Origin of the sequence: Duganella sp. LjRoot269 (assembly GCF_964254095.1) — a bacterium.
Classification (GTDB): domain Bacteria; phylum Pseudomonadota; class Gammaproteobacteria; order Burkholderiales; family Burkholderiaceae_D; genus Rugamonas; species Rugamonas hordei.
This window is the reverse complement of record NZ_CAXUSL020000001.1, coordinates 1,834,152-1,849,037: the sequence shown is the minus strand read 5'-3', so window position 1 is coordinate 1,849,037 and position 14,886 is coordinate 1,834,152. Positions and strand designations below refer to the sequence as shown.

Sequence of the window (14,886 nt, the reverse complement as noted above, 5' to 3'; positions counted from 1 at the left end):
TTTATCGGTACAGCGCAGCAAGGAAGTAGGCGCCGACGGCCAGGATGCCGCTGATGACGTACAAGCCGCCGCGTACGAAGGTGACCTGGTGGCGCAATTCGTCCACCTTCTCGCCCATCGACTTCACGTCGCTGATCAGCCGCTCGACACTGCTGGTGAGTTTGCCGATTTCCACCAGCACAAACCGAAGATCCGAGCCGTTTTCGGAATTGGTAGCCATTTTCGCCTCCCGTCGCCATCCAGCTATCATAGGCCTACTGCGAGGACTGCGCCGCTATCGTGCGGCGCACGGCTTGATATGGATCAGGTCGTGCCCTGGGTACAACGGCACTTGAAGTTACAATATTTTGCCGCCGCCTGTTGCCCACGGGAACTGGATTAACGCTACAATGATAACGTTTGCATGCGCATGCAAAGATCAGCCCACTCAGAATACTGCCATGTCCGAAGAAAAGACCCCTCTCTACGAAGTCAGCACCTACAGCAAGGACACGCCGGTCGGCCGTCCCGACACCGACGGCCGCGCCGCCGTGTTCGTGCCCACCGACCTGTACGACCTGAACAACTCCGCCGCCATCCGCAAGGGTGCCGGCATCGTCGGCTACGGCAACCCGGACGGGTCGCTCACCGTCTACTTCGAAGCCAACCGCTTCGACGACAGCAGCCTGCACAAGTGGGAAAACAAGGCCCGCAAGGCCTACGACCGCATGGTGGCCGGCGCGCCGACCGTGTCCAAGGCCAAGCTGGACTCCAAGTTTGTCGAGCAAGTCGGCATCATCGACGGCCGGGGCATCCAACTGAAGCAGCCGGAACGCCTGCAACACTGGCTGGAAGTGTCGAACGCAACGGACACCGCGCCGGAAGGCGCTATCGTCGTCTGGAAAACCAAGTAAAAGTTGGCAAAAAGATAGAGACGGGCAGTTGTCCTACATTTTGTCGGACTTTTTGCTGATGCCCGTCCGACATTTCCCGGATTATTCTGATCGCATGGTCAGTCCAATCTCAATCCGGGAGTTTGTCATGGCACGCTATCTCCATATCGCATTCGGCGCACTGTTGCTCAGCCTTGCCTGCGCATCGACCTACGAGCTGTGCTCGGAAAACGTGATGTCGCCTGTTGCCGCTGTGTATCAGCTGCGCTAAGCAACTACGCTAGAGTAGTCTTATTCCTTCAGGCCCAGCATATTCACCAGGCGGTTCAGGTCGCCCTCTTCCCGGATAATCTCGGCCATCAGCTCGGGCAGCGGCATGCGCCCCCAGTTGACGGCACGGCGCAGCAGATACGGCGTCGGACTGTGCGGTTCCACCAGGCTTAAATAATCGGCGATCGCGCCCAGCGCGGCATAGGCTTCGTCGCGGTTCTTCCAGCCGGACATCAGCGCCACCGGCGGCGCCAGCCCCTCCGCCATCCCCGACGTTTCTTCGTAGTTGCCTGTCTCTTCCTCTGTCGCCATTTCCTCACCTTTTTGCTCGGGGATCAATTGCTGCAGCACGCGTTCCACCGCCACCAGCGTCCCCTTCAGTTTAGACAGATTCGGCGCCTGCGACCCCAGTTGCAGGTCGACAAAAGCCAACATGGTTTCCAGGCAATTCAGGCAGCGCTGCATCACCTGTTGCCGGTTGGCCAGCTCGCGGCCCAGCCGCTGGTGTGCGTAAGTGATCACTTCGATCCGCGTCAGCTGCGGTTCGCCGTCATCGCCCGGTTCCATCGCGTGGCCCGCCAGTTCGCGCGCGGTCATGCGGTCCCAGTCCGACAGCGTTTGCGCCGGCGGCTTGCGGGTGGCGATCTTCAGGATCGGCATGTTCACCCGCACCGTCGTCGAGAACGACGCGTTGAGCCACTCCAGCGGCGCGATGCGGGCGTCGGCGTCGCCGTCCTGTATCACCGGATGCAACGGCTCCCAGTACTGGCGCAGCATGCGGTCGACCAGGCTCAGGCCCCGGTACAGGCCGTCGATGCCGTACTGGCGCGTCCACGATTCCAGCAGCCAGGCGGCGATCTGCAAATCCTTGGAGCGCGTCGTCAGCATGGTCTTGCAGCGCGCTTCGATCAGCGGCCAATCGGCCTTCTTCAGCGGCCGCTCCCACTGCCCCATCGGCAGGCTGGGATCGTCCTCCTCGCGCGCCAGGCGGATCTCGGTAAAGATCGGATCGTAGCGCAGCGCCGGGCCGCAAGGCATGTCCTCGGTGATGGGCTTCAGCAGCAGCTCCAGCTCCTGCTGGTTTTCCATGCTCATCAAAGAAAGCGGTATCGGCAGGCTCGGTGCGTTCATAGGGGCTATCGGGGTCGGGAAACTGGGTGTCTTGTCGTCGGAAATCAGGGAGCGCGCCTTGTCCACAAGGTTGCGCAGATTGTTCTTGATGGTCGCCATACGCCTCCGCTACGGTAGCAGCTTGCCGAGTTCGCGCGCAAAAAACTTGGCCGCCAGCGGCGACGTCAGCTTGTGCAGGTCCACCACCGTGGCGCCCGGCGGCACGTAGATCTTTTCCGACAGCGCCCGCAGCCTGCCGGTATCGAAACCTTCGTCGACCTCGTGCATGGCGATCACCACGTGGTCGGAGCCGTTGTCCAGCAAGGCCTGGAACGGATTCGGGCCGGCGTAATGCGACGGCCAGCCATCGTCTATGCACGGATGCAGGTTGTAGAAGCCCAGCCGCGGCACCTGGAACAGCCGCGCGTCGATGCGCTGGCCGAAAGTGGCGCCTATGCACAGGTCCGGCCGCCACTCTTCCTCGTACAGGCGGTAGAACTCCGGCGTCTTCACGCGGCCCTTGTAGGCGGCCAGGCCATGCGACTGCGCCAGCCGCTCGACCATCACCTCTTCCTCCGCACAGTGCGGATACGACCAGACGCGGCGCTCGCGGCTGACGAAGCCGGAGCCGACGTCGTCGGTCGCCACGCCGACCACGCGCACGCGCTGCGCCAGCGGCCCCTTCAGCAGCTCGCTCAGCACATGGAAGCCGCGATGGAAGCTGCCGAACACGGCAACACGAACCAGGGGCGGCAGCGATGACATGACCACTTCTCCGATCACCAGGCCGGTGCCTTGACCGGGAACACCGGCGGCCACACCAGCGGCGTGCGCTTGCCGGCCGCGCTGACGGTCAGCCGGATGAAGACCTTGGCGCGCGTGTCGCGGGTGGCGATCTTGCCGTCGCCGATGGCCGTCATCGGGAACTCGAACTTCAGCAACTGCGAACGCGCGCCGGTGGCAGGCGCGGCATCCGCTTCGCGGTAGGCCGACACCAGGCTGAACAGCGCCCATGGATCCTCAAAGCGGTAGCTGATGGTGCGCTCGTCCACCGACATGCCCGGATGGCCGCCCTCCGCCTTCGGTATCACCGGGCCGTCCTGCGCCACGCGCAGGGTCAGCACCACCGGCAGGCCCGGCTCCCAGCGCAGCGCCCGCGCCGGGTCGCGCTGGTGCAGCGTCTGGCTGCCGATGGTCAGCGCCCAATCGATGATCTTGTTGCCTTCGCTTTCGACGGCGGTGTTGGCGCGGAACTCCACCATCACATCCAGTCCGACCGGCTGGCCTTCCTCGGTCGGGTACAGCGGGGCCAGGAAGTCGCGCACCTTCTGCATCTGGTCGTCCACCTTGCGTACCGTGGTGGCCGCCGACGGCCGCGACGGATCGCGGTCCGACGCCAGCGCCAGCACGTGCACGCGGTCGAACAGCTTCAGCACCGAGCCGACTTCCTCGACGTCGGCCGGCACCTTGTCGCTGGCCACCTTGCCGCCGTCCGGCGTCAGCGCGCGGAACGGCGCGCGGTTGGCCAGGCCGCTGTTGAAGGCGTCGGCGAAGCGGGTCCAGGCATCCTGGTAGCCGGTCTGCATCAGCTCGCGGCAACGCGAGTACAGGCCGGCCTGCAGGCCCTGCATGCGCTCGGAGAACACGTCGGTGGCGCGGCGCTGGGCGGCGCGCGCGGACAGCTTGTCGAGGCAGTTGCCGATGTCGATGTCGGCCGCCGTGGCCAGCACGAAGTGTTCGAGCGCGGTCAGGCTGCTGGTCGGACTCTTCAGTTTGTAGCGGTTCAGATCGGCCACCGTGGCCTGCCAGCGTATCACCAGCGGATTGCCGGCCTGCGTGCCGCCCAGTTGCAGCAGCAGCCCTTCCGCATCCTTGCCGGTCGCCTCGATGAACGATTGCTGCTGCGAGACGTAGCCCGCCAGCGCGCCGGCATCGGCCGCGCCGAACGCGTCCATCAACGGGGCCTTCTCGCCGTTCCACGAGCGGAACGAGCGGTCGCGCGGCACGAACACTTCGGCGCGGGTCAGCGTTTCATCGAGCTGCTGCAGGCGCGACAGGGCGTCGCGGCTGAGCACGGCGGACAGGTTGTCGGCCACGCCGATGGCGCCGATATCCTGCAGCCACGAGCGCACCCGCAGGGCGCGCGCGCGATCGGCCTCGGCGGACGGCGCCTGCACTTCGCGCGCCGATACCAGATAGGATTGCGACAGCATGTCGCGCGCCGTCTCGCCCAGCGCGGCGTCGGCCAGGTGGGCGGCCGGCGCCTGCAGCATGGCCGGGAACTTCGGCAGGAACTCGGTCTGCACGCGCTTGCGCGAGTCGGCCAGCGCCAGCACCTGGTCCAGCCGCGCGCCATCCCAGCTGACGGTGGCGCCGGACGGCACCTCAGGCAGCCGGCTCAGGTGGTTGACCTTCATGAACGGCTGCGTCAGCAGGCCGTTCAAGGCGTCCAGCAGCACCTTGCGGTCGGCCGCGAAGGCCCAGGAGGAATTGGCTTCCGACCATTCCAGGCCGGAGCTCAAACCCTGCGCATGGCTGTCGGCCGACAGCGTCGCATCCCACGAAGAAATGAATTGCGTGAAGCCGTCGTCGACCTGCTTGCGGGCGTCGTCGGAAGCGCTCTTGCCCAGCAGCGAAACGCCTTGCACCTTCTGCAGCAGGTTGTCCCAGGCCGGGCCCAGATCCAGCGTGTTGCGGTGCATCCAGGCGCCCTTGCCCGAGACCAGGTACAGCTCCTGCGCCCGCAGCGCGGTGCGCAGCGCCTGCCAGATAGCGATGGTGGTGCTGGCTTCGGCCTTTGGATCGGCCTCGTACAACGCGGCCGAACTCTCGGCGATGGTCTGTTCGGCCTTCAGCAAGCCGTTGTTGACGTACAGCCGCTTGGCCGTGGCCTTGACGGCCAGCTTGAACGAACAGCTGGCGGCATCCTGCAGCGGCTCTATCGTCAGCGACTGCACATCCTTGGCCACCTGGCGGAACAGCCTGGCGGTGCGGTCCGGATTGCCGTTCAGTTCGGTCCCCAGCAGCACGCGCACCACCAGCGCCAGGTCGTCGCCGGAAGCCGGCCCGGAGGTGGTCGATTTCAGCCGCATCATCGCCTGCAACACCTGGTCCAGCTGTTCCATGCGCGCCACGTATTGCAGCAGCGCGGAGAATTCCGGCAAGTCCTCGATGTTCAGCGCGCTGTTCGGCATCGCCGTCATTTCGCTCCAGCGGGCCGGCAAGGTGCAGCGGCCGCCGATGATCAGGCTGCCCGAGATCGGATCGATGGGCACGCCGGTCAGCTCGCTCACGCGCGCATAGGCGGAGCGGCGCAGCGGATCGAAGGCATTGTCGGCAAAGCCTTTTTCCATGCGGTTCTGCACCCGCTGGTGCAGGTTGTCGAACCAGCGCCATGAACCCGGCATGAAGAAGGAACCCAGGTGGGCATTGCCCATCTGCTCGATGTTCAGCAGCGCCTCCATCGCGCGCTGGCGGCTTTGCGCCGGATCGATCACGTTGCGGCTGGTGGCTTGCAGGCTGGCGCGCGAATCGCGGTCCAGCTTTTGCAGGTAGACCACGACGTCGGAACTGAGGCGGTGCAGGTTGACGGTGGCAAACACCAGGCCCAGCACCCACACGACGGGCACGGCGAACGCGCTCCAGCGCGCCACCCGGCTCATGGCCGGACGGCGCATGCGGTGCACCGACGACGAGCGTACCAGTCCGGCCTCGGCAAAGATCTTGCGTTCGAAGATATCGCGCAGGAAGGCCGGCACGGCGCTGCCCTGCCCCGGCAGCATAGCCTGCGCCGGCGCGTCGGTGGCCAGCGTCGGCTCGGCCCACTCAGGCAAGGCGGCCGGCGCGGTGGTGGTCGTAGCGGCGTCGACGGCCGGCAGGCCGGCATCGGCAGGCGCATGACCGTCGCCCAGCAGCGCCGCTTCGTCGCTGCAATCGCCGGTCAGGTAGATGCCGCGCAACAGGAACGGTTCGTGGTAGGCGCTCGGCCGCATCAGTTCTTCGGCGAAGATCTTCAGGCCGGCGCGCAGGCGCTCGATCTGGTTCGGCAGCAGGAAGTACTCGCTGCTGTCGGAGCCGGACGGTTCCAGCGCGCACAGTTCGGAACAGCTGTCCGACAGCGTGCGGCCGATCTCGTTCATGGCCGTGTCCATCCACTGCGCCTGGAACGGCGCGGCCAGCTCGTGCGGCGACGACCAGCCCAGCATCGAGCGGCGCAGCGGCTCCGGCAGCGCGGCGGCGAAGCGGGAGAAGCCCGGTATCACTTCGCAGTCGGCGATGGCGATATAGATCGGGAAGCGCAACGCCAGCCGGTTCTGCGCCAGCCACAGGCGGCGGTGGATGGCCTTGGCGCGCGCGGCCAGGTCCAGCTGTCCTGCGCCCTCGGCGTCGAGGAACATGCTGGCCGGGATCGCCACGACGATGGAATCGAACGGCCGGTCCGGACGGTAGTTGCGGCACAGGCCGAGGAAATCGTCCCAGGTGTTGTTGCCGTTGGCGGCGTCCGGATCGGGCGAGCCCAGGTAGTCGGCCTGCAGCTGCACCGCCACGCCCTGGTCGAAGAAGTTCCAGTTCAGGCCCTGGGCGCCGGCAGTCAGCGTGCTGTCCGCGCTGAGCGCGCTTTGCAGGCCGGACTGCAGCAGCGGCAGTTCGCGCCCGTGGCTGCCTTCGTTGAGGATCAGCGTCCACGGCAGGCTGTAGCGTTCCGAGCGCGCCGCGATATTATTTTCAATCAGCTCCACGGCGACGCGGAACGATTGCTTGAGCGAGTCGGCGCTGATCAGGCGCGGCTGCTGGTCGGCCGGCTTGTCGGCTTTTTCCGCGCCCTTCATCGCCGCCCAGATGACGATGGCGAACAGCAGCATGACGAGCAGCGTCAGCACCAGCAAGGTGGCGATGGCCGTGTTATCTGACAAGAAATTCAACACTATGCGTCGTCCCGATTAGTTGGTCACACGGTCGTGGCGAGCGCGGCGCGCACGGGCCACGATTGCCACAGCCACAGCAGTTCCGACAAGCCCAGCAGCATCAGCAGCGCCAGCACGAACACCAGGCCGCTTCGGTTGAACTTGGGCAGGCGCCGCGCCGCCAGGTGCGACAGCGTGCTGGCGTACGCCTGCTCGGACAGCGTGCGGTCGCGCCCCTGCAGGTCGGCCGGCCGCAGATACACAAACTGGAACAGCTCGCGCCGGTACTCGGCGATCTTGTCCTGCTTCTGGCCGCGGTAACGGCCCTGGAATCCCAGCGACAGCAAATACAGGTACAGCCGGCCCAGGTTGCGGCGCGACGGCTCGCGTTCGCGCAGCAGCTGGTCCAGGTCGTCGAACACGCGCTCGCCGGCAAAGCTGGACTTGAACAGCGTGGTCTCGATCAGCACGTGGCGCCAGTAGGCGCGCCCCGCCCATTCGGTGTTCAGCAACACCTCGTCGGCCAGCGCGGCCTTGAGGAAGCGCCCCTGCACCTCTGCTTCGATGCCGGCCTTGCCCGCCACGCGGCGCGCCTCCAGCGACTGCAGCTCGATCAGCTGGCACAGCTGGCGGCTCAGCGCCTCGGCCGCCGACCTGGCCTCGCCCTCGCCGACGCGGGTGGCGGCCTGCGCCGAGCGCTGCAGCACGTCGTAGAAATCGCGGAACTGCACCGACGCCAGGTCCACGCCTTCGCTGATGCCGCCGCTCCAGGCGGCCGGTGCCGTCGATGCGTTATTGGCTGCCATCGTCATCATCCTTTAATGAACAACACGACTTCCTGCGGCCGCTGGGCCTGCAGGCTTTCGTTGGCGTTGCTGATCAGCAGAGCCTGATCGGCAACGATAAATTCGTCCGATACCTCGACGCTGAACAGCGTGTAGCCGGCGCTGGCGCGCAAGCCCAGTTCCGGCGCCGCGTCGATGCGGGTGCGCTGCGCGCCCAGCACGCGGCGGTCGGTCAGCGAAGTCCACACGGTTTGCGAGCCGATCACCGCGCCCGCCATCCACTGCGCGGCCGCGCTGTCCTGCTGGCCGCGCAGGCCGATCACCAGCCGCGAGCCGAGCCAGTCCGGCTGCATCGCCAGCGAGAACGACTGGCCGTCGTAATTGAAGGTGCAGGTCTTCCATTCCTGGCTGACCTCGGCCACCAGGTCGGTCAGCGCCTTGAGCACGGCGTCGAAGCCGGGCCAGGCATCGCCATGGTCGTAGGCCGGCGGCGTGATCGGCACGGCGCCGGGACGCAAGGTCGCCAGCGGTCCCAGTTGCGCGCACAGCGCCAGGTACAGCGGCAGCGGCTGCACGGCCGGCGCCGACAGCAGCGCTTCCAGCAGCGGCAGGTTCAGGATCAGGCTCGACAGGCGGGCCTTCTGCTCCAGCAGATTGATGCGGTCCTCGGTGCGCGACGACGGTTGCGCGGTCTGGCGCGCCAGGAACACCGCCTTGTTGCGCATGTGCGTGGCCAACTGCAGCGCGCGCTGGCGCACCGGCGACGTGGCCGGCACGTCCAGCATCGCCGGCAGGTAGGCGCCGCGGTGCACGATCTCGTTGCCCTTGTTGACGGTCATCAGTTGCATCGAGGTGTAGGCGGCCGACGGCACCGGTCCCGCCGCCAGCCCAAGGTTGACGGCCATGCGCGGCACATCGGCCGCCAGCGCCTTCGACACTTCATCCTCGACCAGCGCGCTGGCGACGCCGCGGAACATCGACGGCTGGCCCGGCTGGTGCAGCGCGCGCGTGTTGCCGACCACCAGATACACCGGCAAATCCTGCTGCGCCATCGCATCGTTCCACTGCGACAGGTCCAGCTCCAGCGACTGCCCTTGGGCCAGCGTGCTGTCGTAGGTGACGGCCATGCCGTTGGGCAGGATCGCTTCCAGCTGCAGGATGCGCAGGCGGCCGGTCGGCAGTCCAGACTCGTCGATGACGAGCTGGCGCACGCCCCAGCCGTAGGGGTTGGTCGCCATCGACTGCCAGGCCAGCAGCGCGTCGATGCGCGCACCTTCCTGCTGGAAGTGCTGCGGCGTCAACATCATCCCTTCATGCCACTGGATGCGATTGGAAAGTTGAGGTGCGGTCATTGAATGTCTTCCATATTCTTTATTGCGGCGCGCCGGGCTTGAGTTCGCTGGCGCTGAAGCCTTGTGCATTCAGCTGCACGACATAGCCGGCGTTGTTCAGCAGCAGCCGGGCGCGGTGTTCGCCGGCATTGGCGTAACCGGCAAACACCAGCGCGGCCCAGGCCTTCTGGCCATTCCATTTTTTATCGCTCAGCTTGACCGTCTGGTTCGGCACCAGTTCGTACGGATACACGGTCAGCGCTTCCGGGAAGGTGCGCTGCAGCTCGGCGCGCGTGGCGAACCATTTGGCGGCCGGCATATTGCTCAGCGAGTCGAGCATGGCGGCGTCCTTGACCAGCACCACGTCGACGGCGATCGCGCTGTTGCTGTTGGCGTCGTCGGCGGCGCGCAGGGTCAGCACCTTCCAGTCCGGCGCCACCGGTTTCGGGTCCATGCCCACCAGCGAGCGCATGGTGTTGCAACCGCTCAGCAGCGCGGCCGCAAAGGCGAACGCAAGCAGGCTGCGGCGGGTCATGGGCGCTTCCATTCGGTGGCGGGCGTAGGTTTCATCTTCAGCTGCATAAGTCGGTCTTCAAAAAGCCCTGCGCAGGCCATAGCCCATGCCGGCGCAAAACACTGTGAACAAAGCGATCAACAACAGGAACAGTACGAACAGCGCTTGCTTGCGGGTGAAGACGAGCTTGATCGTAGACGGATGCCACACCTCGGAAACTTGCTCGGTATTAATATACAGACCATCCGCTACCAAGGCAATCAACGCCGACGATATAAGAAAGGAAAGTAAATTCCGTGGTCCTTCGCACAACACTTCGACCAGCATAAACACCGGCAAAACAGCTTCCAGCGGCAGGCCCATCGAGGCCAGGACGAAGCTGCCGAGTATCACGGATTTCACTCCGGCAATACCGACCGACCACAGCGCGGCGGTCCAGGACAGCAGGCAGATCCACGCGATGTCCGCGATGGCCAGCGGATGGTTGTACAGGTTGGCGACGAAGATCGACAGCACCGCGAAGAACATCGCCTCGCCCGCCTTGATGAACACCGGCGCGATCGGCGACACCAGCTCGACCAGGCCGCGGCTGAATCCCAGCCGCACGCTCATGCCCTGGATGAAGCCCGGCACGGCGGCCACCGCCACCGGCGCGAACAGGCAGACGGTGATCGGCTCGCGCAGCGCCAGCAGCACCAGCAGCGGCGACTTCTTCAGGCGCCAGCAGATGATCGCGACCGCCGCTCCGCAGACCAGCAGCGCGGCGGTGAAGAACGCGGCCAGGAAGCCGCCCATCAGCAGGATCGCCTCGACGCCGGCGGTGGCCGTGGCGGCTGCGGACAGCACGAAGGCGGCGGCCGGCAGCAAGGTGTTGAAGCGGTTGACCAGCGATTCCAGCGCGCGGTACATGCCTTCGAAGATGCCGCTGAGCTGGGCCGAGCGATGCGCATCCTGCACCGCCACCGCCGCGCCGAAGCACAGCACGCCGATCAGCACCGACGGCAGCGAGCCGTAGGCCAGCACGCCGAAGAAATTGTCCGGCACCAGTTCGCCCACGTCCCATCCCGCCGCCGCGCCGCCGCCGGCGTCGCGCATGGTCATGCTGAACTGCGACTCGGAACGCAGCGCCAGCTTGCCCAGCGCCGCCGTCTGCCCCGCCGACATGCCCGAGCCGGCCGCCGTGATGCTGGCCACCAGCACGCCGACCACGGCGCACAGCAGCATCGCCACCAGCGCCATGCCCGCCAGCTGCGCCAGTTGGCGCGGGGAATCGGGCTCGGACGGCAGCCGCTGCAAGCCGAAGTAGACCGCCAAGATCACGAACGGAAACGCCGCCATCTGCAGCAGCGACAGATACAGCGTCGACACCGCCGCCAGCAGCCCGGCACTGTCGGGGAACAGCGTGCCCACCCAGCCGCCTAGCAGCATCGCGCCCAGCAGCGTGGCCGGATGCTGGAAGATATCCTTCAGCTGGAAGATGGCGGGTTTGACGAGGGTCTGCATGGCCGGTCCTAGAGCTTGACGGGTTCGGCGCAGATGGCCGCGACGGCGGCGCAGCTGCCGATCACGGTCACGGCGGTGCGCGCCATCGCGCAGATCGGATCGACCGCCACCAGCAGGATGAACGCGGCCTCGAACGGCAGCGAGAAATAGCTGCAGATGGTGCCGATCAGCGACACCGTCACCACGCCCGCCATACCCGACGAGGCAAAGCCCGACAGCACCGACACCAGCACCAGCACGCCCAGCTCGACCGGCGACATCGCGCGGCCGTACAGCGCGGCGATGAACAGCGTGCCGCAGGCGAAGTAGGCGACGGCGCCCACGCGCAGCAGCGAAATACTCAGCGGCACCAGCAACTCCACCCGCGCCCGCGCGAACTGCAAATGCTCGACCAGCCCGCTGACCATGGCCGGCATGCAGGTGGCGCTATTGTTGGTCGCCACGCCCAGCGCGAACGGCTCGCGCATGGCCGCCATCACGGCCGCGAACGGCACGCCGGCGCGGCGGCCGATCAAGATCATCGCCAGCGCCATCAGCAAGGTGGACACCACCAGGAACAGGATCACGAAGCCGGCCATGGCGCGGATCGGCTGCAGCCCGGTCTGCGCCACCTGGCTGGCCGCCATGCAGACCAGGATGAACGGTATCGGCAGGTTGACCCAGCGCGTCAGCGTCTGGCAGGCATGGTAGATGGTCTCCAGCGCCTGGTGCAGGCCGCTCGAGATGCGGCTCGGCACCTGCCCCGCCGCAAAGCCGAACAGCAGCGCAAACACCAGCGCCTTCAGCGTCTCGCCGTTGGCCAGCGAGGCGAAGATGTTTTGCGGGATCAGCGACTGCAGCACTTCCTTCAGGCTGGCGCGGTGCGGCGGCTCCTCCACCGTGCGCATCGCCATTTCCGTGTTGCTGCGGTCGCCGTCGGCGCTGACGATCTTGCCCAGCGCGATGCGGGTTTCGTTGGGCAGATTGCCTCCGGGGCGCACCAGCACCGAACAGGCCGTCGCCAGCACCGCCACGATCAGCGAGAACGCCACGAACACCACCACCACGCGCTTGAAGATGCGGGCGGCGCCGCCGTCGCGGTACAGGTTCTGCAGGCTGAAGATGACGGCCGAGATCATGAACGGCAGCACGATCATTTTCAGCAGGTCGACATACACCACGCCGACCACGCTCAGGTGCAGCGCCAACGCGGGGGCGGCCCAGCCCAGCACGCCGCCGGCGAGGACGCAGGCCAGCACCGTCCACGGGTTCAGGGCCCAGTGCTGGTAACGCTGCATGCTTGTTGCATCCACGTGGATTTCCTTATTTGGTCGATTTGAGCATGCTGCTCACGGTGGGCTTCTCGGCCCGTTGCGCAATCACTTCATTGACGAACGACAGCAAGGTCTGGTCGCGGATGCCGACCATGATGCTCAGCGGCGACTCCAGGTCGTTGAAGGTCACCGTGCGCAAGGTCAGCGCCAGGCTGGGATCGTTGTTCACGATCTGCATCACTTCCAGCTCGTCGCGGTAGGCCGCCACCACATCGCCCTTCTTGGCGGCCTCGACCGCCTCGGTCCAGGTCGGATAGCTGACCAGCTTGGCCTTGGGGAAGTTGCGGCGGCCGAACTCCTCCCACGACGATCCGGCGATGACGCTGATGGTGCCGGTGAAGTTGCGGATCACTTCCGGCAGCGGCCGGTCGCCGGCGACTTCGGCAAAGCGAATACGGTTGATCAGCAGCGCGTGGCCGAGGCGCATGTAGGAGTTGGAGAAATGCACCATCTGCCCTCGCTTGAGCGTGCGCGCCAGCCGGCTGATGCCCAGGTCGGCGTTGCCGACCGCGACCTGCTCGGCAACGCCATCGAAGGTCTTGGGGCTGCGGTCGAAGCGCACCGGAACGCCGAGTTCCCTGCCGATCAGCTTGGCGAGGTCGACATCGGTGCCGACCAGGTCGCCGCTTTTATTGACCGAAAAGAAAGGCGGGTTATCGGCGGCCAGCATCGAGACCACCAGCTCGCCGCGATTGACGATGCGGGCGATGTCCGGTGCCAGCTGGCGGCCGTCGGCCATCGGGACCAGCGGCGAGCGGCCGGCGTCGGCGGCCGCAGCGGTGGTGGCCGCGCGCGTGGTCTTCTGCCCGCCCTGCGCCCAGCCGGCATTGCACAGGCACAGTGCAGCCAGCAGCAGCATCAAGTTGCGCAGGCGGCTCATTGGGCGGCTTTCTGCACGGCGTTGGCGCGCTCTGTGACGGGCGCGGCGGCGGCAGCGGCGTCGTTGGCGATCTTGCCGGTGATCTGCTGGCGCGCGCGCTCGGCCGCTCGGTCGGCGGCGGCGGCGCCGGGCACAGGCTTATCCACCATGCTCTGGCCGACCTGGTAGCCCAGGGCGAACAGCAGCACCATCAGCGCCACGCCGGAAAAGAGGGCCAGGGCGATCAAGCGGGGAGTCAAGCTGAATCGGTATTCCATGATAGCGTTCGCGGTTAAGAGTTCAGGGTATGGAAACGGTGGTCTGGCCCGGCGCGTTGATGCCGATCACGCCGCCCCACATGCACATCAGTTTCGACGAATTGTTCAGCGCCGGCATATTGCCGATCAGGACGGTCGGCGAGCCCGGCACCCATGGCGCCGTGGTGGCGGGAATGCACGGCATCGGCGTCAGCACGCCCAGCGCCGCCGCCGTGGCCGCCGCCACCATCGGGTTCGCCATCGACTGGCACATGCCGAACGGCAGGATGTTCATCATCGGCTTGTTGTCCATGATGTTGGCGTCCGGCACCGCGGTCAGCACGCAGTTGGCAGGCAGCACCATCAGCGTCCCCGGCGCCACGCCGAAGGTACATTTGAGCATCGCGCCCATGCAGGTCTGTTGTCCCATCAGCTTCCCCTCACCAGCTTTTGCAGCCGGTCCAGAATTGCGGGTGTGGCCGCGACATTGTCGGTGCGCTTGCCCTTGGGGTCGAAGCGCGCGGGCGAGCCGACCGGCTTGCCGTCGCGGTAGATCACTTCTTCCATCAGTTCGCCGTCGGGCCAGTAGCGGCGCAGCGGGCCGTGCAGCAAATTGGCGCGGTAGGTGCAGGTTTGCACCACGCCGCCCTGGGCGTCGAAGTCGGTGGACTCGCCGTCCATCAGGCCGGCCTTGTAGTGCGACTTGCGCACGCGCAGGCCTTCGTAAAAGAATTCAGCCGGGCCGTGGATCTGGCCGTCGACCATGTTCAGGCGCGCGGTCAGGTGGCCGGCTTCGTCGTACGACAGCGATTGGCCGTTCGGCACGCCCGCCACCATCATCTGGCGCGCGACGCAGCGGCCGTTGACGTAGGTTTCCATCTGGCCGTGGGCGATGCCGTGCTGGAATTGCGATTGCTGCACCAGCCTGCCGTCCTGGCCGTAGACGCGCATAGTGCCGTGCATCTTGCCGGACTCGAAGTGCGTCTTCATCACGGGATCGCCCTTGTCGCCGTACTGCTCGAACGGGCCGTGCAGCACGCCGTCGCGCAGCCAGGCGCGTTGCAGCAGCTGGCCGGCGTCGCTGTGCTCCTCGATCAGTTGCGGCTCGGCCGGCGGCACTGGCTCGGCGGCTATTTGATCTTCCGGCAGTTCGGTCTCGGTCGCCATG

15 protein-coding genes are annotated in these 14,886 nt (G+C 66.3%); 2 read left to right on the top strand and 13 right to left on the bottom strand.

Annotated features, from left to right (window positions below):
* Position 1: 1 nt before the first annotated feature.
* The gene (locus ACSQ3S_RS08080; RefSeq protein WP_436142062.1) at positions 2 to 220 is read right to left on the bottom strand and encodes a hypothetical protein; all 219 of its coding nucleotides are present in this window, start codon (positions 218 to 220) and stop codon (positions 2 to 4) included.
* Between the two features lie 220 nt (positions 221 to 440).
* Here ACSQ3S_RS08080 and ACSQ3S_RS08075 point away from each other — a divergent pair, with 220 nt between their 5' ends.
* Both ACSQ3S_RS08075 and ACSQ3S_RS08070 read left to right on the top strand, forming a co-directional pair.
* Positions 441 to 893, top strand: a complete 453-nt coding sequence (locus ACSQ3S_RS08075; protein ID WP_176655602.1) for a hypothetical protein — start codon at positions 441 to 443, stop codon at positions 891 to 893.
* Positions 894 to 1,020: 127 nt separating this feature from the next.
* Positions 1,021 to 1,143 (top strand): hypothetical protein, encoded by a 123-nt coding sequence (locus ACSQ3S_RS08070; protein ID WP_353400289.1) that lies wholly within the window; start codon positions 1,021 to 1,023, stop codon positions 1,141 to 1,143.
* 20 nt (positions 1,144 to 1,163) lie between these two features.
* On the opposite strand, the gene tssA is transcribed toward ACSQ3S_RS08070, so the two are convergent.
* Genes tssA through ACSQ3S_RS08010 form a run of 12 tightly spaced genes read right to left on the bottom strand, consistent with a single transcriptional unit; the run spans position 1,164 to position 14,885 of the window.
* The gene (tssA, locus tag ACSQ3S_RS08065) at positions 1,164 to 2,372 is read right to left on the bottom strand and encodes a type VI secretion system protein TssA (RefSeq protein WP_176655601.1); all 1,209 of its coding nucleotides are present in this window, start codon (positions 2,370 to 2,372) and stop codon (positions 1,164 to 1,166) included.
* A gap of 9 nt (positions 2,373 to 2,381) precedes the next feature.
* Complete coding sequence (locus ACSQ3S_RS08060) at positions 2,382 to 3,017, bottom strand: formyltransferase family protein (RefSeq protein WP_176655600.1); 636 nt, start codon at positions 3,015 to 3,017, stop codon at positions 2,382 to 2,384.
* Positions 3,018 to 3,031: 14 nt separating this feature from the next.
* Positions 3,032 to 7,165 (bottom strand): type VI secretion system protein, encoded by a 4,134-nt coding sequence (locus ACSQ3S_RS08055; protein ID WP_436142061.1) that lies wholly within the window; start codon positions 7,163 to 7,165, stop codon positions 3,032 to 3,034.
* Between the two features lie 35 nt (positions 7,166 to 7,200).
* Positions 7,201 to 7,968 carry a DotU family type IV/VI secretion system protein gene (locus tag ACSQ3S_RS08050; protein WP_176655674.1) on the bottom strand — a complete coding sequence of 256 codons (768 nt, stop codon included), beginning with the start codon at positions 7,966 to 7,968 and terminating at the stop codon, positions 7,201 to 7,203.
* Positions 7,968 to 9,293, bottom strand: coding sequence for a type VI secretion system baseplate subunit TssK (gene tssK, locus ACSQ3S_RS08045; RefSeq protein ID WP_176655598.1), 1,326 nt, complete (start codon positions 9,291 to 9,293; stop codon positions 7,968 to 7,970). Before tssK ends, ACSQ3S_RS08050 begins: the two co-directional genes overlap by 1 nt.
* Positions 9,294 to 9,312: 19 nt before the next feature.
* The gene (locus ACSQ3S_RS08040) at positions 9,313 to 9,807 is read right to left on the bottom strand and encodes a hypothetical protein (protein WP_436142060.1); all 495 of its coding nucleotides are present in this window, start codon (positions 9,805 to 9,807) and stop codon (positions 9,313 to 9,315) included.
* A 57-nt stretch (positions 9,808 to 9,864) separates the two neighbouring features.
* The gene (locus ACSQ3S_RS08035; protein WP_436142059.1) at positions 9,865 to 11,289 is read right to left on the bottom strand and encodes a dicarboxylate/amino acid:cation symporter; all 1,425 of its coding nucleotides are present in this window, start codon (positions 11,287 to 11,289) and stop codon (positions 9,865 to 9,867) included.
* Positions 11,290 to 11,297: 8 nt separating this feature from the next.
* Positions 11,298 to 12,581, bottom strand: coding sequence for a dicarboxylate/amino acid:cation symporter (locus ACSQ3S_RS08030; RefSeq protein ID WP_413448240.1), 1,284 nt, complete (start codon positions 12,579 to 12,581; stop codon positions 11,298 to 11,300).
* Positions 12,582 to 12,591: 10 nt separating this feature from the next.
* Positions 12,592 to 13,482: a substrate-binding periplasmic protein gene (locus tag ACSQ3S_RS08025; RefSeq protein WP_436142058.1), complete on the bottom strand. Its 891-nt coding sequence runs from the start codon at positions 13,480 to 13,482 to the stop codon at positions 12,592 to 12,594.
* A complete protein-coding gene (locus ACSQ3S_RS08020) occupies positions 13,479 to 13,739 on the bottom strand; it encodes a hypothetical protein (RefSeq protein WP_436142057.1) in 261 nt (86 codons plus the stop codon). The genes ACSQ3S_RS08025 and ACSQ3S_RS08020 overlap by 4 nt, the downstream gene beginning before the upstream one ends.
* A 22-nt stretch (positions 13,740 to 13,761) precedes the next feature.
* On the bottom strand, positions 13,762 to 14,148 hold the full coding sequence (locus ACSQ3S_RS08015; protein WP_176655593.1) for a DUF4280 domain-containing protein: 387 nt from the start codon (positions 14,146 to 14,148) through the stop codon (positions 13,762 to 13,764).
* Complete coding sequence (locus tag ACSQ3S_RS08010; protein WP_436142056.1) at positions 14,148 to 14,885, bottom strand: toxin-antitoxin system YwqK family antitoxin; 738 nt, start codon at positions 14,883 to 14,885, stop codon at positions 14,148 to 14,150. The genes ACSQ3S_RS08015 and ACSQ3S_RS08010 overlap by 1 nt, the downstream gene beginning before the upstream one ends.
* Between the last annotated feature and the right edge of the window lies 1 nt (position 14,886).

What these genes read in the sequence shown, in the direction of transcription:
- ACSQ3S_RS08080 (WP_436142062.1), bottom strand. Translation starts at nt 220, where the DNA reads ATGGCTACCAATTCCGAAAACGGCTCGGATCTTCGGTTTGTGCTGGTG.
- ACSQ3S_RS08075 (WP_176655602.1), top strand. Translation starts at nt 441, where the DNA reads ATGTCCGAAGAAAAGACCCCTCTCTACGAAGTCAGCACCTACAGCAAG.
- ACSQ3S_RS08070 (WP_353400289.1), top strand. Translation starts at nt 1,021, where the DNA reads ATGGCACGCTATCTCCATATCGCATTCGGCGCACTGTTGCTCAGCCTT.
- tssA (WP_176655601.1), bottom strand. Translation starts at nt 2,372, where the DNA reads ATGGCGACCATCAAGAACAATCTGCGCAACCTTGTGGACAAGGCGCGC.
- ACSQ3S_RS08060 (WP_176655600.1), bottom strand. Translation starts at nt 3,017, where the DNA reads ATGTCATCGCTGCCGCCCCTGGTTCGTGTTGCCGTGTTCGGCAGCTTC.
- ACSQ3S_RS08050 (WP_176655674.1), bottom strand. Translation starts at nt 7,968, where the DNA reads ATGACGATGGCAGCCAATAACGCATCGACGGCACCGGCCGCCTGGAGC.
- tssK (WP_176655598.1), bottom strand. Translation starts at nt 9,293, where the DNA reads ATGACCGCACCTCAACTTTCCAATCGCATCCAGTGGCATGAAGGGATG.
- ACSQ3S_RS08040 (WP_436142060.1), bottom strand. Translation starts at nt 9,807, where the DNA reads ATGACCCGCCGCAGCCTGCTTGCGTTCGCCTTTGCGGCCGCGCTGCTG.
- ACSQ3S_RS08035 (WP_436142059.1), bottom strand. Translation starts at nt 11,289, where the DNA reads ATGCAGACCCTCGTCAAACCCGCCATCTTCCAGCTGAAGGATATCTTC.
- ACSQ3S_RS08025 (WP_436142058.1), bottom strand. Translation starts at nt 13,482, where the DNA reads ATGAGCCGCCTGCGCAACTTGATGCTGCTGCTGGCTGCACTGTGCCTG.
- ACSQ3S_RS08020 (WP_436142057.1), bottom strand. Translation starts at nt 13,739, where the DNA reads ATGGAATACCGATTCAGCTTGACTCCCCGCTTGATCGCCCTGGCCCTC.
- ACSQ3S_RS08015 (WP_176655593.1), bottom strand. Translation starts at nt 14,148, where the DNA reads ATGGGACAACAGACCTGCATGGGCGCGATGCTCAAATGTACCTTCGGC.
- ACSQ3S_RS08010 (WP_436142056.1), bottom strand. Translation starts at nt 14,885, where the DNA reads ATGGCGACCGAGACCGAACTGCCGGAAGATCAAATAGCCGCCGAGCCA.